15 protein-coding genes are annotated in these 15,374 nt (G+C 70.4%); 5 read left to right on the top strand and 10 right to left on the bottom strand.

Annotated features, from left to right (window positions below):
• Position 1: 1 nt before the first annotated feature.
• The 8 genes from ACIREE_RS07375 to ACIREE_RS07340 are packed head-to-tail and all read right to left on the bottom strand — an operon-like array spanning position 2 to position 6,981.
• Entirely contained in the window at positions 2-2,020 is a 2,019-nt protein-coding gene (locus tag ACIREE_RS07375; protein WP_404147606.1) for an NADH-quinone oxidoreductase subunit L, read from the bottom strand.
• Positions 2,017-2,466, bottom strand: coding sequence for an NADH-quinone oxidoreductase subunit NuoK (gene nuoK, locus ACIREE_RS07370; RefSeq protein ID WP_404147603.1), 450 nt, complete (start codon positions 2,464-2,466; stop codon positions 2,017-2,019). Before nuoK ends, ACIREE_RS07375 begins: the two co-directional genes overlap by 4 nt.
• Positions 2,466-3,191 carry an NADH-quinone oxidoreductase subunit J gene (locus tag ACIREE_RS07365; RefSeq protein ID WP_404147600.1) on the bottom strand — a complete coding sequence of 242 codons (726 nt, stop codon included), beginning with the start codon at positions 3,189-3,191 and terminating at the stop codon, positions 2,466-2,468. The genes nuoK and ACIREE_RS07365 overlap by 1 nt, the downstream gene beginning before the upstream one ends.
• Positions 3,188-3,808: a NuoI/complex I 23 kDa subunit family protein gene (locus ACIREE_RS07360; RefSeq protein ID WP_404147597.1), complete on the bottom strand. Its 621-nt coding sequence runs from the start codon at positions 3,806-3,808 to the stop codon at positions 3,188-3,190. The genes ACIREE_RS07365 and ACIREE_RS07360 overlap by 4 nt, the downstream gene beginning before the upstream one ends.
• Positions 3,808-4,776: an NADH-quinone oxidoreductase subunit H gene (locus tag ACIREE_RS07355; RefSeq protein ID WP_404147595.1), complete on the bottom strand. Its 969-nt coding sequence runs from the start codon at positions 4,774-4,776 to the stop codon at positions 3,808-3,810. Before ACIREE_RS07355 ends, ACIREE_RS07360 begins: the two co-directional genes overlap by 1 nt.
• Complete coding sequence (locus ACIREE_RS07350) at positions 4,773-6,023, bottom strand: NADH-quinone oxidoreductase subunit C (protein ID WP_404147592.1); 1,251 nt, start codon at positions 6,021-6,023, stop codon at positions 4,773-4,775. Before ACIREE_RS07350 ends, ACIREE_RS07355 begins: the two co-directional genes overlap by 4 nt.
• The gene (locus tag ACIREE_RS07345; protein WP_404147589.1) at positions 6,020-6,646 is read right to left on the bottom strand and encodes an NADH-quinone oxidoreductase subunit B; all 627 of its coding nucleotides are present in this window, start codon (positions 6,644-6,646) and stop codon (positions 6,020-6,022) included. The genes ACIREE_RS07350 and ACIREE_RS07345 overlap by 4 nt, the downstream gene beginning before the upstream one ends.
• The gene (locus ACIREE_RS07340) at positions 6,637-6,981 is read right to left on the bottom strand and encodes an NADH-quinone oxidoreductase subunit A (RefSeq protein WP_404148206.1); all 345 of its coding nucleotides are present in this window, start codon (positions 6,979-6,981) and stop codon (positions 6,637-6,639) included. The genes ACIREE_RS07345 and ACIREE_RS07340 overlap by 10 nt, the downstream gene beginning before the upstream one ends.
• Positions 6,982-7,277: 296 nt before the next feature.
• Between ACIREE_RS07340 and ACIREE_RS07335 the strand changes: the two genes are divergently transcribed.
• The 5 genes from ACIREE_RS07335 to ACIREE_RS07315 all read left to right on the top strand — a co-directional run bounded on the left by ACIREE_RS07335 (position 7,278) and on the right by ACIREE_RS07315 (position 14,121).
• Positions 7,278-8,459 (top strand): sensor histidine kinase, encoded by a 1,182-nt coding sequence (locus ACIREE_RS07335; protein ID WP_404147586.1) that lies wholly within the window; start codon positions 7,278-7,280, stop codon positions 8,457-8,459.
• Between the two features lie 134 nt (positions 8,460-8,593).
• A complete protein-coding gene (locus ACIREE_RS07330; RefSeq protein WP_404147583.1) occupies positions 8,594-9,949 on the top strand; it encodes a sensor histidine kinase in 1,356 nt (451 codons plus the stop codon).
• Between the two features lie 213 nt (positions 9,950-10,162).
• The gene (locus tag ACIREE_RS07325; RefSeq protein ID WP_404148204.1) at positions 10,163-10,822 is read left to right on the top strand and encodes a LuxR C-terminal-related transcriptional regulator; all 660 of its coding nucleotides are present in this window, start codon (positions 10,163-10,165) and stop codon (positions 10,820-10,822) included.
• 265 nt (positions 10,823-11,087) lie between these two features.
• Complete coding sequence (locus ACIREE_RS07320; protein WP_404147580.1) at positions 11,088-13,031, top strand: 2-oxoacid:acceptor oxidoreductase subunit alpha; 1,944 nt, start codon at positions 11,088-11,090, stop codon at positions 13,029-13,031.
• Complete coding sequence (locus tag ACIREE_RS07315) at positions 13,024-14,121, top strand: 2-oxoacid:ferredoxin oxidoreductase subunit beta (RefSeq protein ID WP_404147577.1); 1,098 nt, start codon at positions 13,024-13,026, stop codon at positions 14,119-14,121. The genes ACIREE_RS07320 and ACIREE_RS07315 overlap by 8 nt, the downstream gene beginning before the upstream one ends.
• A 125-nt stretch (positions 14,122-14,246) precedes the next feature.
• Here the strand turns inward: ACIREE_RS07315 and ACIREE_RS07310 are convergent, their stop codons facing one another.
• Positions 14,247-14,483: a hypothetical protein gene (locus ACIREE_RS07310; RefSeq protein ID WP_404147574.1), complete on the bottom strand. Its 237-nt coding sequence runs from the start codon at positions 14,481-14,483 to the stop codon at positions 14,247-14,249.
• Positions 14,484-14,726: 243 nt separating this feature from the next.
• Positions 14,727-15,230, bottom strand: coding sequence for a DUF6082 family protein (locus ACIREE_RS07305; protein ID WP_404147572.1), 504 nt, complete (start codon positions 15,228-15,230; stop codon positions 14,727-14,729).
• Positions 15,231-15,374: the final 144 nt, after the last annotated feature.

Genomic DNA, 15,374 nt, shown 5'->3' with positions numbered 1-15,374 from the left:
CTCACGCTCCGGCGGTGGCGACGAGGACGACGGCGACCACCAGGACGACGGTGCCTGCGAGCAGTGCGCTGAGGTAGGTCTGCACGTTTCCGGTCTGTGCGCGGCGCACGGCCCAGCCAAGCGCCTTGGGGGCTTCAGCGGCCGCGCGTACATAGGTGTCGACGACCGTGCGGTCGAGGAAGCCGACGAGCGCTGCCGCGCCCTGGACCGGGCGGACGAAGAGCGTCGCGTAGACGGCGTCGAGGTGGAAGCCGACGGCGGCGTGCCGGTGCAGCGGGCCGAGCAGGAGACGGCCCGGGTCGGCCGGGTCGGGGGCACCCGCGATGTCTCCGTACGCGGCCGTGTGCGTGGCGATGGCCTCGGCCTCGACCAGGCCGCCGTCTCCGGACTCGGTGTCGACGGCGACCGCACCGATCGGGGTCCGGCGCGCGGCCATCGCGGTGGTGTGGCGCCACGCCGCGTAGGTGACCAGGCCGCCGACGAGCGCGAAGCCGGTGCCGAGGACGGAGGTGGTCAGGGTCGGGGTGAGCGAGCGGCCGTCGAACCAGTCGGGCAGGACGCCCGTGGCCAGACCGAAAGCGAGGGAGGGGATCGCCAGGACCCACAGGACGATGTTCATCACGGCCGGCTGCCTGCCGTGGTCGGGGGCCTGCGTGCCCCGGCCGTTGAAGGCGAGGAGCCACAGACGGGTCGCGTAGGCGGCGGTGAAAAGCGCCGTGACCAGGCCCGCTACGAGGACGATCCAGCCGGACGCGGCCGGGATGCCCTGCTCATGTCCTGTGGCCGTGTGTTCGGCGGCGCCGAGGACGGCTTCCTTGGAGAAGAAGCCGCTGAAGGGCGGGATCGCGGCGAGCGCGAGCAGCGCCACGGTCATCGTCCAGAAGGCGTCGGGGACGCGGTCGCGCAGGTTGCCCATGCGGGACATCGCGGCGAGTGAGTTGGTGCCGGCGGCGTGGATGATCACGCCCGCCGCGAGGAACAGCAGCGCCTTGAAGGCGCCGTGTGTGAGGAGGTGGAAGACGGCGGCGTCACGGTCGCCGACGGCGAGGGCGCCCGTCATGTAGCCGAGCTGGCCGATCGTCGAGTAGGCGAGGACGCGCTTGATGTCGTCCTGGGCGAGCGCGGCGAGGGCCGAGCCGGCCATGGTCACGGCGGCCATGACGGCCAGCACGATCAGGGCTGCCCGCGAGGCGGCGAAGACCGGGAGGAGGCGGGCCACGAAGTAGACGCCGGCGGCGACCATCGTCGCGGCGTGGATCAGCGCGGAGACGGGCGTGGGGCCCGCCATCGCGTCGGGCAGCCAGGTGTGCAGCGGGAACTGCGCGGACTTGCCCGCCACACCGGCCAGGAGCAGCAGTGCGATCAGGGTCGGGTGGTCGAGGCCGCCCTCGCTCGTGACCTTGCCCAGGATCGTCGTGATGCGGAAGGAACCCGCGTCCGTGGCGAGCGCGAACAGACCGATCAGGAAGGGGACGTCACCGAGTTTCGTGACGAGGAAGGCCTTGAGGGAGGCGGCCCGCGCCTCGGGGGTCTCCCAGTAGTGGCCGACGAGGAAGTACGAGCAGATGCCCATGACTTCCCAGCCGACCAGCAGCACCATCAGGTCGCCCGAGTAGACGACGAGGAGCATCGCGGAGGTGAAGAGCGAGACGAGAGCGGCGTACGAGGAGTAGCGCGGGTCGTCGCGGAGGTAGCCCGTCGAGTAGAGCTGGACGCAGGTCGCGACCAGGCCGACCAGGACGGCGGTCAGGGCGGCGAAGCCGTCGATGTGCAGGGCGAGTTCGATCGGTACGGAACCGGTCGGGGTGAGCTCGGTGTGGGCGTCGAGGGCCGCGGTGCGGCTGCCCGTGCCACCGCCCTGCTGGACGGCGACGACGACGGCGAGGACCAGTGCGGCCAGCGTCGGCAGCACGGCCAGCGGCCGGACGAAGGCGGGAGCGGTGCGGCCGAGCAGGAGAGCGGCGACGGCGCCGAGGAACGGCAGGAGGGGGACGAGTACGGCGAGGGTCGTGGTGGTCACGCGGTGGCCTCGGCCTTCTTGTCCGCCGTCTTCTTGTCCGCCGTCTGCTTGCCCGCCGACTTCTTGTCCGCCGGATCGGCCGGGGTGCCGGCTGTCGCCGTGGCGTCCGACGGGTCGTGCGGGTCGTCGTCCGGGTCGTGGGGCTCGGCGGAGTCGCGGAGCTTGTCGATGTCCGCCGTGCCGCGGTTGCGGTGGACGGCCAGGACGATCGCCAGGCCGATGCCGATCTCGGCGGCGGCGATGGCGATGGTGAACAGGGTCAGGGCCTGCCCGGAGTGCAGGGCGTCGCGCAGCCAGACGTCGAAGGCGACGAGGTTGAGGTTGACGGCGTTGAGCATGAGCTCGACCGACATCAGGACGAGGATCGCGTTGCGGCGGGCCAGGACTCCGTACAGGCCCGTGCAGAAAAGGAGGGCCGAGAGGACGGCGGGATAAGCGAGGTGCATCAGCGGTTGCCCTCCCGGCCGGCGGAAGCGTCGGTGACGTTGTCTGCACGGGTGTCTGCACGGGTGTCTGCACGGGTGTCTGCACGGGTGTCTGCACGGGTGTCTGCACGGGTATCGGTACCGGCCCGGACGTCGGCCTCGGTCTCGGTCTCGGCCGCGTTCTTCTTGCGGGACAGGACGATCGCGCCGACCAGGGCCGCGAGGAGGAGGACCGAGAGCGCTTCGAAGGGCAGCACCCAATGCCGGAACAGGATCGATCCGGTCACGGCCGTGTTGCCCTGGGCGGCCACGTCCAGATCGATCCACGTCGCACGGAAGGCGTCGACGACGACCCAGACCAGGGCGGCCGCGGAGGCGACGGCCACGGTCAGTGCGGCCCAGCGGTTGGGGCCGTCCGCGTCCGGTGACCGGCCGATGGGCGCGCGGGTCAGCATCAGCCCGAACAGGAGGAGGACCACGACGGAACCGACGTAGATGAGGACCTGCACCCAGGCGATGAACTCGGCGGTGAGCAGGAGGTATTCGACGGCGAGGCCACCGAGGGCGACGACCAGCCACAGCGCGGCGTGCACCAGCTGCTTCGTGGTGACGGTGACGACCGCGGCGCCGAAGGTGACCAGGCCGACGAGGAGGAAGGCGATCTCGACGCCCGTCGGGGAGAGAAACCCGTGGCTCTCGGCGGCCGTGGTGACGGCGGCCGATGCCGCCGATGCGGCGGGGGTCATGCGGGCGTCCCCTCTCCGGGGTCGTCGGACGGGGCGGCCTCCGCTGCCTGCGCGGCCTCGGAGGCCCGCGCTGCCTCGGCTACCCGTGCTGCCTCGGCTGCCTCCAGTTTGTCCGCTGCCTTGCGGGCTGCCGCCAACTCCTTCGGCTCCTCGGCTGCCGGGTCCAGGGCGGGCGGGGACGGGACCGTCCACATCCATTCGCGGAGCTTGTCGCGCTCGTGGGTGAGTTCGCGGATGTCCGTCTCGGCGTACTCGAACTCGGGGGACCAGAAGAGCGCGTCGAAGGGGCAGACCTCGATGCAGATACCGCAGTACATGCAGAGGGAGAAGTCGATGGCGAAGCGGTCGAGGACGTTGCGGCTGCGCTCGCGGCCGCCCTCGACGGCGGCGGGGACCGTCTCCTTGTGGGAGTCGATGTAGATGCACCAGTCGGGGCACTCGCGGGCGCACAGCATGCAGACCGTGCAGTTCTCGTCGAACAGGCCGATCACGCCGCGGGTGCGGGGCGGGAGTTCGGGCTGGGCGTCCGGGTACTGCTCGGTGACGGTCTTCTTCGTCATCGTGCGGAGGGTGACGGCGAGGCCCTTGGCCAGGCCGGACCCGGGGATCGGAGGCACTAGTTGATCGCCACCTTCACGATTCCGGTGAGCGCGATCTGCGCGAGGGCGAGGGGGATGAGCGTGGTCCAGGCGAGTTTCTGGAGCTGGTCCTCACGCAGCCGGGGGTAGGACACGCGCAGCCAGATGACGACGAAGGCGAGGATCGCCGTCTTGAGGAGGGTCCAGATCCAGCCCAGGCCGTCGGCACCCCACGGACCGTGCCAGCCGCCGAGGAAGAGGACCGTGGTCAGACCGCACAGGACGACGATGCCCGCGTACTCGGCGAGGAGGAAGAGTGCGAAACGCAGCCCGGTGTACTCGGTGTACGCGCCGAAGATGATCTCGGAGTCGGCGACCGGCATGTCGAAGGGCGGGCGTTGCAGCTCGGCGAGGCCCGCCACGAAGAAGACCAGGGCGCCCACGATCTGCCAGGGCAGCCACCACCACGCGAAGGCGTCGACGATGCCGGGCAGCGAGACCGTGCCCGCCGCCATCGCCACCGAGGCCGCCGCGAGCAGCATGGGGAGTTCGTAGGCGAGCAGTTGTGCGGCGGTGCGCAGGCCGCCGAGGAGGGAGAACTTGTTGGCGCTGGCCCAGCCCGCCATCAGCGAGCCGAGCACGCCGACGCCCATCACCGCGAGCACGAAGAAGATGCCCGCGTCGATGACCTGGCCGACCGCGCCGTCGCCGGGCCCGACCGGGATCGCCAGCAGGACAATGAGGTAGGGCAACAGGGCTACGGCGGGGGCGAGTTGAAAGACGCGGCGGTCGGCGTCGGCCGGGACCACATCCTCCTTCTGGGCGAACTTGACGCCGTCTGCGACGAGTTGGGCCCAGCCGTGGAAGCCGCCCGCGTACATGGGGCCGAGGCGGCCCTGCATGTGGGCCATGACCTTGTGCTCGGTCTGGCCCACGACCAGGGGCAGCACCAGGAAGGCGACGAAGACGACGACGAGGCGCAGGGCGACGTCGAGAGCGTCGTTCACTGCGTGCCTCCGTCGGTCGTGCCGTTGCCGGGTGTGTCCTTGCCGGGCGTGTCATTGCCGGGCGTGTCCTTGCCGGGCGTGTCCTTGCCGGGCGTGTCATTGCCCGTCGTGTCGTTGCCGGTCGGGTCGCCCTCGGGCTCGGTCGGCGTCTCTGCGGGGTCCGGTTGCGAGCCCGACTCCGGGTCCGGGTCCGGTTGCGAGCCCGACTCCAGGTCCGGCCTCTGCGGCGCGTCGTCGAACGCGGGCTTGGCGTGGTGCCAGGGCGCATCGGATGACCGGGGCTTGGACGGTGCCTCGGCCGGGGCCGGGCCGTTCCCCGGCGCATCACCCGGCTCATCAGCCGACGCGGGTCGCTGGCTCGCCGAGCCCTCGGACACGCTGCGGGCACGCCGGGCCGGGCGCGCCGGACGCGCCTCCCCCGCCGGGGCATCCGAAGCAGCCGGGGCCCCCGGAACAGCCGGGGCAGAGGGAACAGTCCCGCCCCCCGGAACAGCCGGGTCATCCACAGCCGCCCCCTGACTCACCGAGCCCTCGCTCGCCGGCCGCGCCCGCCGGGCCGGACGCTCACCCGGGCCACCCGGGCCACCCGTTCCGGCCCCCGCCGCCGCCGTGGCTCCGGCACCCCGCGCGGGACGCGCCGCGCGGGACGGGCGGGCCGGGGCGGGCGGCAGCTGGCCCTTCAGCGGGCCCCATTCGTTCGGGTCGGGGACGCCGGGCGGCAGCATCTGGCGCCGCTTCGGCCCGCTGTGTCCCGCTCCTGCCGCGGACTCACCCGGCTCCTTCGCGCCGGGCCACGCCTTCGCGACGCGCGCCGCGAGCACGAAGTCCTTGCGCAGCGGGTGCCCTTCGAAGCTGTCGGGCAGGAGGAGCGGGACCAGATGCGGATGGCCTTCGAAGGCGATGCCGAACATCTCGTGCGTCTCGCGCTCGTGCCAGGACGCGCCCGCGTACACGTCGATCGCCGACGCGAGCACCGGCGCGGAGTGCGGCACGGTCGTGCGCAGCAGCAGGCGGCGTACGGACCGGGGGGCGACGGCCGCGACGTGCGCGCACACGCGGAACCCGTCGCCGGGTTCATCGACGGCGCTCAGCCAGTCGAAGTACGTGCACCCCAGTGTCGTACGGGCCGTCTGGAGAGCCTCGATCCATGACGCGGCGGGGACGTCGACCGTCAGCAGGTCGTACGCCTCCTCGACGGTGGCGTCGGCGCCGAACAGTTCCTCGACGGGGCCAGGCAGCCAGCTCATCGGTCACCCTCCGCAGAACCGGCGGGCTTCGGCGGCTGTACAAGGTCGCTGCTCAGCGCCGCCACGGAGGGCCGGCCTGCCGCGGCGTCGGCGGAGGCGTACCGCTCGCCGAGCGACTCGCGGGCGATCTTCTCCTGCAGCTTGAGGATGCCCTGGAGCAGCGCCTCGGGACGGGGCGGGCACCCGGGCACGTACACATCGACGGGGATGATCTGGTCGACGCCCTTGGTCACCGAGTACGAGTCCCAGTACGGGCCGCCGCAGTTGGAGCAGGCGCCGAAGGAGATGACGTACTTCGGCTCGGGCATCTGCTCGTACAGGCGCTTCACGGCCGGGGCCATCTTGTCCGTGACCGTGCCCGAGACGACCATCAGGTCGGCCTGGCGCGGGCCCGGCGCGAAGGGGATGACGCCGAGCCGGATGAAGTCGTGCCGCGCCATGGACGCGGCGATGAACTCGATGGCGCAGCAGGCGAGACCGAAGTTGAAGACCCACAAGCTGTAGCGGCGGCCCCAGTTGAGGACCACCTTCATCGGTTCGGGGGCCAGCCGCGAGAGCACGCCGAGCCGCTTCGGCTCGGGCAGGTACACCGGTTCCGAGGGGGTCACGTCACTCACGCCCATGTAAGGACGCCCTTCTTGTATGCGTAGAGCAGGCCCACGGCGAGGAAGCCGAGGAAGATGAACATCTCGACGAGGGTCGTCGCGCCGTATCCCGGCGCGGCGAAGACCGTGGCCCAGGGGAAGAGGAAGATCGAGTCGACCGCGAAGATCACGTAGAGGAACGCGTACACGTAGTAGCGGACCTGGGTGTGTGCCCAGCCCTCGCCGACGGGGTCGACGCCGCATTCGTACGTGAGGAGTTTCTCCGGGGTGGGGACCACCGGGCGGAGCAGTCGTCCCGCGCCGAAGGCCACGGCGACGAACAGCACGCCGACGACGGCGAGCAGTCCGACCACCGCATACGACTGGAAGTAATCATGGGCGTATGTATCGGCGTAGGTCTGGACGTAGCCGTGGGCACGGCCGTCGGAGGTGTCCGCCGCGATGACGGTCACGGTGGGTCCCGTCACGTCTGTCGCCCCTCGCGTGTTCGTGTTCGACGATCTGTACGCACGGGAGTCTAGGGCCTGTTAAAGGGACGGTAAGCCTCGCGGGCCCGGCCGTCGCACTCGGCGGGGTGGGGTTATCCCCCGTTCCTCCCGGCCGGTCCGCCTCATGGCGCCGCCCGTCGCGCGCAAGGCACTCTTTCGCTATGACCGACCCACTGCACCCGCCCGGGGCCGCGGACGACGAGCGCCCGGTGCTGCCGTCGCCGCGTTTCGCCTACGACAGACACACCTGGAAGGAGATCTCGTTTCTCCTGACCAGCTTTCCGCTCGCCGTCCTCGGGTTCATCTACGCGCTCACGATGCTGGCGCTCGGGGCCGGCCTGACCGTCACCGTGATCGGGCTGCCGCTGATCGCGGGGGGCCTGGCCGGTGCGCGGCTGCTCGGCAAGGCGGAGCGGGGGCGGGCGCGGAAGCTGCTCGGGGTGCGGATCGAGGAGCCGAGCCCGTTGCCGCGCCGGCGCGAGGACGGTTTCTTCGGCTGGCTGTGGAACGGGCTGAAGGACCCGGTGGGCTGGCGCGCGGTGCTGTACGAGCTGATCCGGCTGCCGTGGGGCATCCTGACGTTCACCGTGACGCTGGTCGGCCTGTTCGTGCTGTGGCCCGTGCTGCCGTTCGTCGCCCGCGGCCTCACCAACGCGGACCGGGCCATGGTGCGCGCCCTGCTGTCGCCCTCCGACGAGCTGGAGCGGCGGATCGCGGAGCTGGAGTCGGACCGGGGTGTCGTGGTCGACACGGCGGCCGCGGATCTACGACGTATCGAGCGCGATCTGCACGACGGCGCACAGGCCCGCCTGGTCAATCTGGCCATGGGGCTCGGCCTCGCCAAGGAGAAGCTGCTCGAGGACCCGGAGGCGGCGGCCGAGATGGTCGGCGAGGCGCACGGTGAAGTGAAGCTCGCGCTGCGGGAGTTGCGGGATCTGGCCCGCGGCATCCACCCGGCGGTCCTCACCGACCGCGGCCTCGACGCGGCGCTCTCCTCGATCGCCTCGCGCTGCACGGTCCCGGTGAAGGTGACGGCCGAGCTGCCGGCGCGGCCCGCGGAGGCGATCGAGGGCATCGCGTACTTCACGGTCTCCGAGCTCCTGCAGAACGTCAGCAAGCACAGCCGCGCCACCAAGGCCTCGGTCGATGTGTGGCGGTCGGACGAGCGGCTGCTGATCCAGGTGCAGGACGACGGTCAGGGCGGCGCCAGCCTCGACAAGGGCACCGGCATGTCCGGGCTCGCGGAGCGGCTCGGCGCGGTCGACGGACTCTTCGTCGTGGACTCGCCCGACGGCGGCGGAACGACGGTCACGGCCGAGCTGCCCTGGCGCGACCGGTCGTAGCGCCAGGGCCGTCGGGCGGCGGGGGTAGGGAAAACCCCCGGTCGAAGACGCCGACCCGCCGCATGGCCCGGGGCCCCGCTCCGGAGGAACCTGGACATCAGAGCAGCGGACACGAGCAGAAACGGACGGCGCCCATGGCCACGCAGCAGTACGGATACCGCGGCGAGTACTCGTACGACGACGAGCCCCGCCCACAGCGGCGCGGGCTCGGCCGTCTGCCGGCCGGGCTGCGTGCCCCGATCGAGGGACGTGCCTGGCGGGAGTTCGCCTACCTGCTGCTGAGTCTGCCGATCGCCATCGTCGCGTTCGTCTGGTCGGTGACGATGATGTCGCTCGGCGCCGGGCTGCTCGTCACGTTCATCGGGGTGCCGGTGCTCGCGGCGGCCCTGGCCGGGGCGCGCGGGTTCGGCGCCGTGGAACGGGCGCGGGCGCGGGGGCTGCTCGGCCTGGAGATCGGTTCGCCGGAGCCGGTGCGGCCGCGCACGGGCGGCCCGCTGGCGTGGATGGGCGCGACGCTCAAGAGCGGCGTCTCGTGGCGTCATCTGCTCTACACGGTGCTGCACTTCCCGTGGGCGGTGTTCTCGTTCTCCGTGGCGATCGCGTTCTTCACGACGGGCTGGTCGCTGCTCACGTACCCGCTGTGGCAGTGGGTCTTCCCGATGTACGCGGGCCAGGCGGGTCTGCAGTTGTACGGCGACGAGGCGCACTCCGTGTACCTGAACAACCCCTTCGAGATCACGCTGACCGCGGCGGTCGGCCTGCTCGTCACGCTGGCGACGCCGTGGATCGTGCGGGCGCTCACGACGGTGGACCGACTGCTGGTGTCCGGGCTGCTCGGTCCTTCGCGGCTCGCGTCGCGTGTGGTGGAGCTGGAGTCGGACCGGGGCGTCGTGGTCGACACGGCGGCCGCGGATCTACGGCGTATCGAGCGCGATCTGCACGACGGCGCACAGGCCCGTCTGGTCAATCTGGCCATGGACCTGGGTCTAGCGAAGGAGAAGCTGAGCGAGGACCCGCAGACGGCGGCCCGCATGGTCGACGAGGCGCACGGCGAGGTGAAGACGGCGCTGCAGGAGCTGCGGGATCTGGCGCGCGGCATCCACCCGGCGGTGCTCACCGACCGCGGCCTGGACGCGGCGCTGTCCTCGGTCTCCTCGCGGTGCACGGTGCCGGTGACGGTCGAGGTCGACCTGAAGGAGCGTCCGGCGCCCGCCATCGAGGGCATCGCCTACTTCACGGTCTCCGAGCTCCTGCAGAACGTCAGCAAGCACAGCCGGGCCACCCGGGCGACGGTCGACGTGTGGCGCACCCGCGACCGCCTCATGCTCCAGGTCTCCGACAACGGGGTGGGCGGAGCGGACGCCGCCGCCGGTTCGGGCCTCGCGGGGCTGGCCGAGCGCCTCGACGCGGTCGACGGCATCCTCCTGGTCGACTCGCCGACGGCCGGCCCGACCCGGATCACGGCGGAGCTGCCGTGGCGCCGGGCGTGACGGCTGCCGGACCCGCCTGACCGACCGGCCTTTCCCGACGTACAACAACCTGCCACTCCCACCCATTTCGGGCCCCCACCCGGAGGAATCCGCCCCTCTTCCCGCAGCGTGGGCGCACCCCGGTCCGGATGCTGAAATGCTGGACCTGTTCAGAACTGGCCTCTGTGACAGGTGCACAGGGGCGCTGGGGGGCCGAAAAACGTGGAGGACAGGGTGCGGGTGGTCATCGCCGAGGATTCAGTGCTGCTCAGGGAGGGCCTGACCCGGTTGCTGACCGACCGCGGGCACGAGGTCGTCGCCGGTGTCGGTGACGGGGACGCGCTGGTCAAGACCATCACCGATCTGGGGGCGCAGGACCAGCTTCCCGACGTGGTCGTCGCGGACGTACGGATGCCGCCCACGCACACGGACGAGGGCGTGCGCGCGGCGGTGCAGCTGCGCGGGAAGTTCCCCGGGCTCGGGGTTCTGGTGCTTTCGCAGTACGTGGAGGAGCAGTACGCCACCGAGCTGCTCGCCGGATCGAGCCGCGGCGTGGGCTATCTGCTCAAGGACCGGGTGGCCGAGGTGCGGGAGTTCGTGGACGCGGTCGTCCGCGTCGCCGAGGGGGGCACGGCGCTCGACCCGGAGGTGGTCGCGCAGTTGCTCGGGCGCAGCCGCAAGCAGGATGTGCTCGCCCATCTCACCCCGCGCGAGCGCGAGGTCCTCGGCCTGATGGCGGAGGGCCGGACGAACTCGGCGATCGCCCGGCAGCTCGTAGTGAGCGACGGCGCGGTGGAGAAGCACGTGAGCAACATCTTCCTGAAGCTGGGCCTGTCCCCGAGTGACGGGGATCACCGTCGCGTTCTGGCCGTTCTGACCTACCTGAAGAACTGAGTACCTGACACCCTGTCAGGTATCGCGACGGGCCGGGGACCGGACCCAGAACCGAAGGACGGGCACGAGGCGTCTTCCAGAGCGCTTCGAGTGCGGCTATGGGGGGCTGGCAGATGATGGCAAAAGAGGACGATACGCCGTCTCAAAATCAAGTCCGTCCTGCGAACGCTCAGAGGAAGGCACCCCTTACAGACGTAGGGTGGGCCTGTGGTAGGCCAGTGGGACAGGTCTGCCCGCACAGCCGCCTCGAGGGAGGTCCAGTTCAGTGACCAACCAGGTCAGTAGCCCAGCCGAGCAGGCCGACGGGACCGACGGTGCAGTGGTCGGAGAACAGCGCACAGCGGGTGAATCGAGCAAGGACGTACGGCGCCTGGACCGGGTGATCATCCGGTTCGCGGGTGACTCCGGTGACGGTATGCAGCTCACGGGTGACCGGTTCACCTCGGAGACGGCCACGTTCGGCAATGATCTGTCGACGTTGCCGAACTTCCCGGCCGAGATCCGGGCGCCCGCCGGGACGCTGCCGGGGGTGTCCTCGTTCCAGTTGCACTTCGCCGACCACGACATCCTCACGCCGGGGGACGCGCCGAACGTGCTGGTGGCGATGAACCCGGCGGCGCTGAAGGCGAACATCGGTGATGTGCCGCGCGGCGCCGAGATCATCGTCAACACGGACGAGTTCACCAAACGGGCGATGGCCAAGGTCGGCTACGAGACGTCGCCGCTGGAGGACGGGTCGCTGGACGGGTTCTCGGTGCATCCGGTGCCGCTGACCACGCTGACCGTGCAGGCGCTGAAGGAGTTCGAGCTGTCCCGCAAGGAGGCCGAGCGCTCCAAGAACATGTTCGCGCTGGGCTTGTTGTCGTGGATGTATCACCGGCCCACCGAGGGCACCGAGAAGTTCCTGAAGACCAAGTTCGCGAAGAAGCCCGAGATCATGCGGGCGAATCTGGCGGCGTTCCACGCGGGCTGGAACTTCGGTGAGACCACCGAGGACTTCGCGGTCTCCTACGAGATCGCGCCGGCCACGACGGCGTTCCCGACCGGCACGTACCGCAACATCTCGGGGAACCTGGCCCTCTCGTACGGGTTGATCGCGGCGTCCCGGCAGGCGGATCTGCCGTTGTACCTGGGCTCGTACCCGATCACTCCGGCCTCCGACATCCTGCACGAGCTGTCCCGGCACAAGAACTTCGGTGTGCGTACGTTCCAGGCGGAGGACGAGATCGCCGGGATCGGGGCCGCTCTGGGCGCAGCCTTCGGCGGCTCCCTCGCGGTGACGACGACATCGGGGCCGGGAGTGGCGCTGAAGTCGGAGACCATCGGCCTCGCGGTCTCCCTGGAGCTGCCGCTGCTGGTGGTCGACATCCAGCGCGGCGGGCCCTCGACGGGGTTGCCGACCAAGACCGAGCAGGCCGACCTGTTGCAGGCGATGTACGGGCGCAATGGCGAGGCGCCGGTGCCGATCGTCGCCCCGATGACCCCGGCCGACTGCTTCGACGCCGCCCTGGAGGCGGCCCGGATCGCGGTCACCTACCGCACCCCGGTCCTCCTCTTGAGCGACGGCTATCTGGCCAACGGATCCGAGCCGTGGCGCATCCCCGAGGTGGATGAACTCCCCGATCTGCGCACCCAGTTCGCGACCGGGCCCAACCACACGCTGGACGACGGCAGCGAAGTCTTCTGGCCCTACAAGCGGGATCCGCAGACGCTGGCGCGGCCCTGGGCGATTCCGGGCACGCCGGGCCTCGAGCACCGGATCGGCGGGATCGAGAAGCAGGACGGCACCGGGAACATCTCCTACGACCCGGCCAACCACGACTTCATGGTCCGCACCCGCCAGGCCAAGATCGACGGGATCGAGGTCCCCGACCTGGAGGTCGACGACCCGGACGGCCAGGCCAGGACGCTGGTACTGGGCTGGGGCTCGACGTACGGGCCGATCACCGCGGCGGTACGCCGGCTGCGCGGAGCGGGCGAGGCGATCGCGCAGGCCCATCTGCGCCACCTCAACCCCTTCCCGCGGAATCTGGGCGAGGTCCTGAGGCGTTACGACAAGGTGGTGATCCCCGAGATGAACCTCGGTCAGCTCGCCACTCTGATCCGGGCCAAGTACCTGGTGGACGCCCACAGTTACAACCAGGTCAACGGAATGCCGTTCAAGGCTGAGCAGCTCGCCACGGCTCTCAAGGAGGCCATCGATGGCTGATACGCAGACCAGGGAGTCCACGGAAGGGACCGGAACCGGCACCGAGACGCTTCTCTCGCTGGTCCCCAAGGCCGAGGCCAAGCAATCCATGAAGGACTTCAAGTCCGATCAGGAAGTGCGCTGGTGCCCCGGCTGCGGTGACTACGCGGTCCTCGCCGCCGTCCAGGGCTTCATGCCCGAACTCGGCCTGGCCAAAGAGAACATCGTCTTCGTCTCCGGCATCGGCTGCTCCTCCCGCTTCCCGTACTACATGAACACCTACGGGATGCACTCCATCCACGGCCGCGCCCCCGCCATCGCCACCGGACTCGCCTCCTCCCGCCGCGACTTGAGCGTGTGGGTCGTCACCGGTGACGGCGACGCCCTGTCCATCGGCGGCAACCACCTCATCCACGCCCTGCGCCGCAACGTCAACCTGAAGATCCTGCTGTTCAACAACCGGATCTATGGCCTGACCAAGGGGCAGTACAGCCCGACCTCAGAGGTCGGCAAGATCACCAAGTCCACGCCGATGGGCTCCCTGGACGCCCCCTTCAACCCGGTCTCGCTGGCCATCGGCGCCGAGGCCTCCTTCGTCGCCCGCACCGTCGACTCCGACCGCAAACACCTCACCGAGGTCCTGCGCCAGGCCGCCGACCACCCCGGCACCGCCCTGGTCGAGATCTACCAGAACTGCAACATCTTCAACGACGGCGCCTTCGAAGTGCTCAAGGACAAGCAGCAGGCCGAAGAAGCCGTCATCCGCCTGGAACACGGCCGGCCGATCACCTTTGGTGCCGACGATTCCAAGGGTGTCGTGCGGGACGCGCAGACCGGCGATCTGAAGATCGTCCCCGTCACCGCGGAGAACCGGGACCGGATCCTGGTCCACGACGCGCACGCCGCGTCCCCGACCACCGCCTTCGCCCTGTCCCGCCTCGCCGACCCCGACACCCTGCACCACACCCCCATCGGCGTGCTCCGCAACGTCGAACGGCCCGTCTACGACACGCAGATGGCCGACCAGCTCGACACCGCCGTCGAACAGAACGGCAAGGGCGACCTCGCCGCGCTCCTCGCCGGCGGCGACACCTGGACCGTCGTCGGCTGACAGGCGTCATGGACGTGGGCAGGGCCCGGACGCGATGTGATGTGGCGTCCGGGCCCTGCCCATGCCATGTCGTGGTCGACTGTGTTTCGCGGGTTGAGGTCCGTGGGGCGCGGTTTCGGGGTCGGCTAGGCGTCCGGAAGGTCCCGCTTGGCGCTGACCAGCGTCGCGCGAGTGATCACGACGACTCGCTCGCCGGGAGCGAGTGTGACGCCTCGCGGAAGCCGCCCTCGTAGGGACTCGGTCGCATCGGTGCCCACCACCGCGAAGTTGCTGTCGCTCAGCTCGAAAATGTCCGGGCAGGTCTCGCCCGAACCGCAGCCCCTCAGACGTGGTGCGTCGCCCATGCGACGAACGATCTTCACTTGAGGAATCCTCCGGCCTGCGCGACGACTGGGTGCTGACCTTCCCCGACCCGGCCACGCACCGCAAAACGGCCGCTGGGCCATACGGCAGAGGAGGACGGCTTCCCCCATCCTTCTGCCGCCCCACCTCCGCGGACAGCCGAACAGCGGAACATGACCGTAGCGCGACCTTTTTTGGCTCTTCGGACACTGCGGGCATGCGCCGACATTCACCGGTTCGAGTGGACGGGGCGTGCGCTCCGGTCAGTCCGCGGCCACGTCCGGGCCCACGACCCACCACTCCTCCGGGTCGGCGGCCAGCTCCTCGATGATGCCGTTCAGCGTGTCTCTGACGCGCGCGTCCAGCGTGTCCGGGGCCAGGCTGCGCCGGTGATCCACTGTGCGCGTCCAGTACACCTGAAAGACCTCGTTGCGGCACAGGACGCGCAGATGGCCGATGAGCTCGTCCCAGCAGAACGCGCCGACCCGGTGGGCGAGCAGCAGCACGGCGTACTCCCGGTTCACCCACAGCATCAGCCGCCGCTCCCGGTCCGACAGATCCGGCAGCGTGCTCAGCGCCGCCGCCAGGTCGGGGTCGTCGATCGCGCGGTCCAACTGGTCGAGGAAAAGGGAGTGTTGACGGAGTACGTTCGCCCGGCTCATTTCCACGACGAGCCGCTCGAGGAGTTCGTCCCGGCGGCGACGGCGGCCGAATCCGGCCCGCAGGCGGGAGCCGACCCCTCGCAGGGGCGATGTCAGTGTGGCCATGGCGAAGAGACCCCCCGGTCGGCGCAGCAGGCGGAGCATTCCACCTCCCAGGGTGCCGAGCGGAGCCGGGCAGCACGGGAGGCGGACAGGGGGCGCACGGGTGGATGGCGGGTTTGGTGTGGACCGACGCCCTACCGGGTGTGT

Source organism: Streptomyces sp. NPDC102467 (genome assembly GCF_044765445.1).
GTDB lineage: Bacteria > Actinomycetota > Actinomycetes > Streptomycetales > Streptomycetaceae > Streptomyces.
This window is presented reverse-complemented; position numbering and strand designations above follow the sequence as displayed.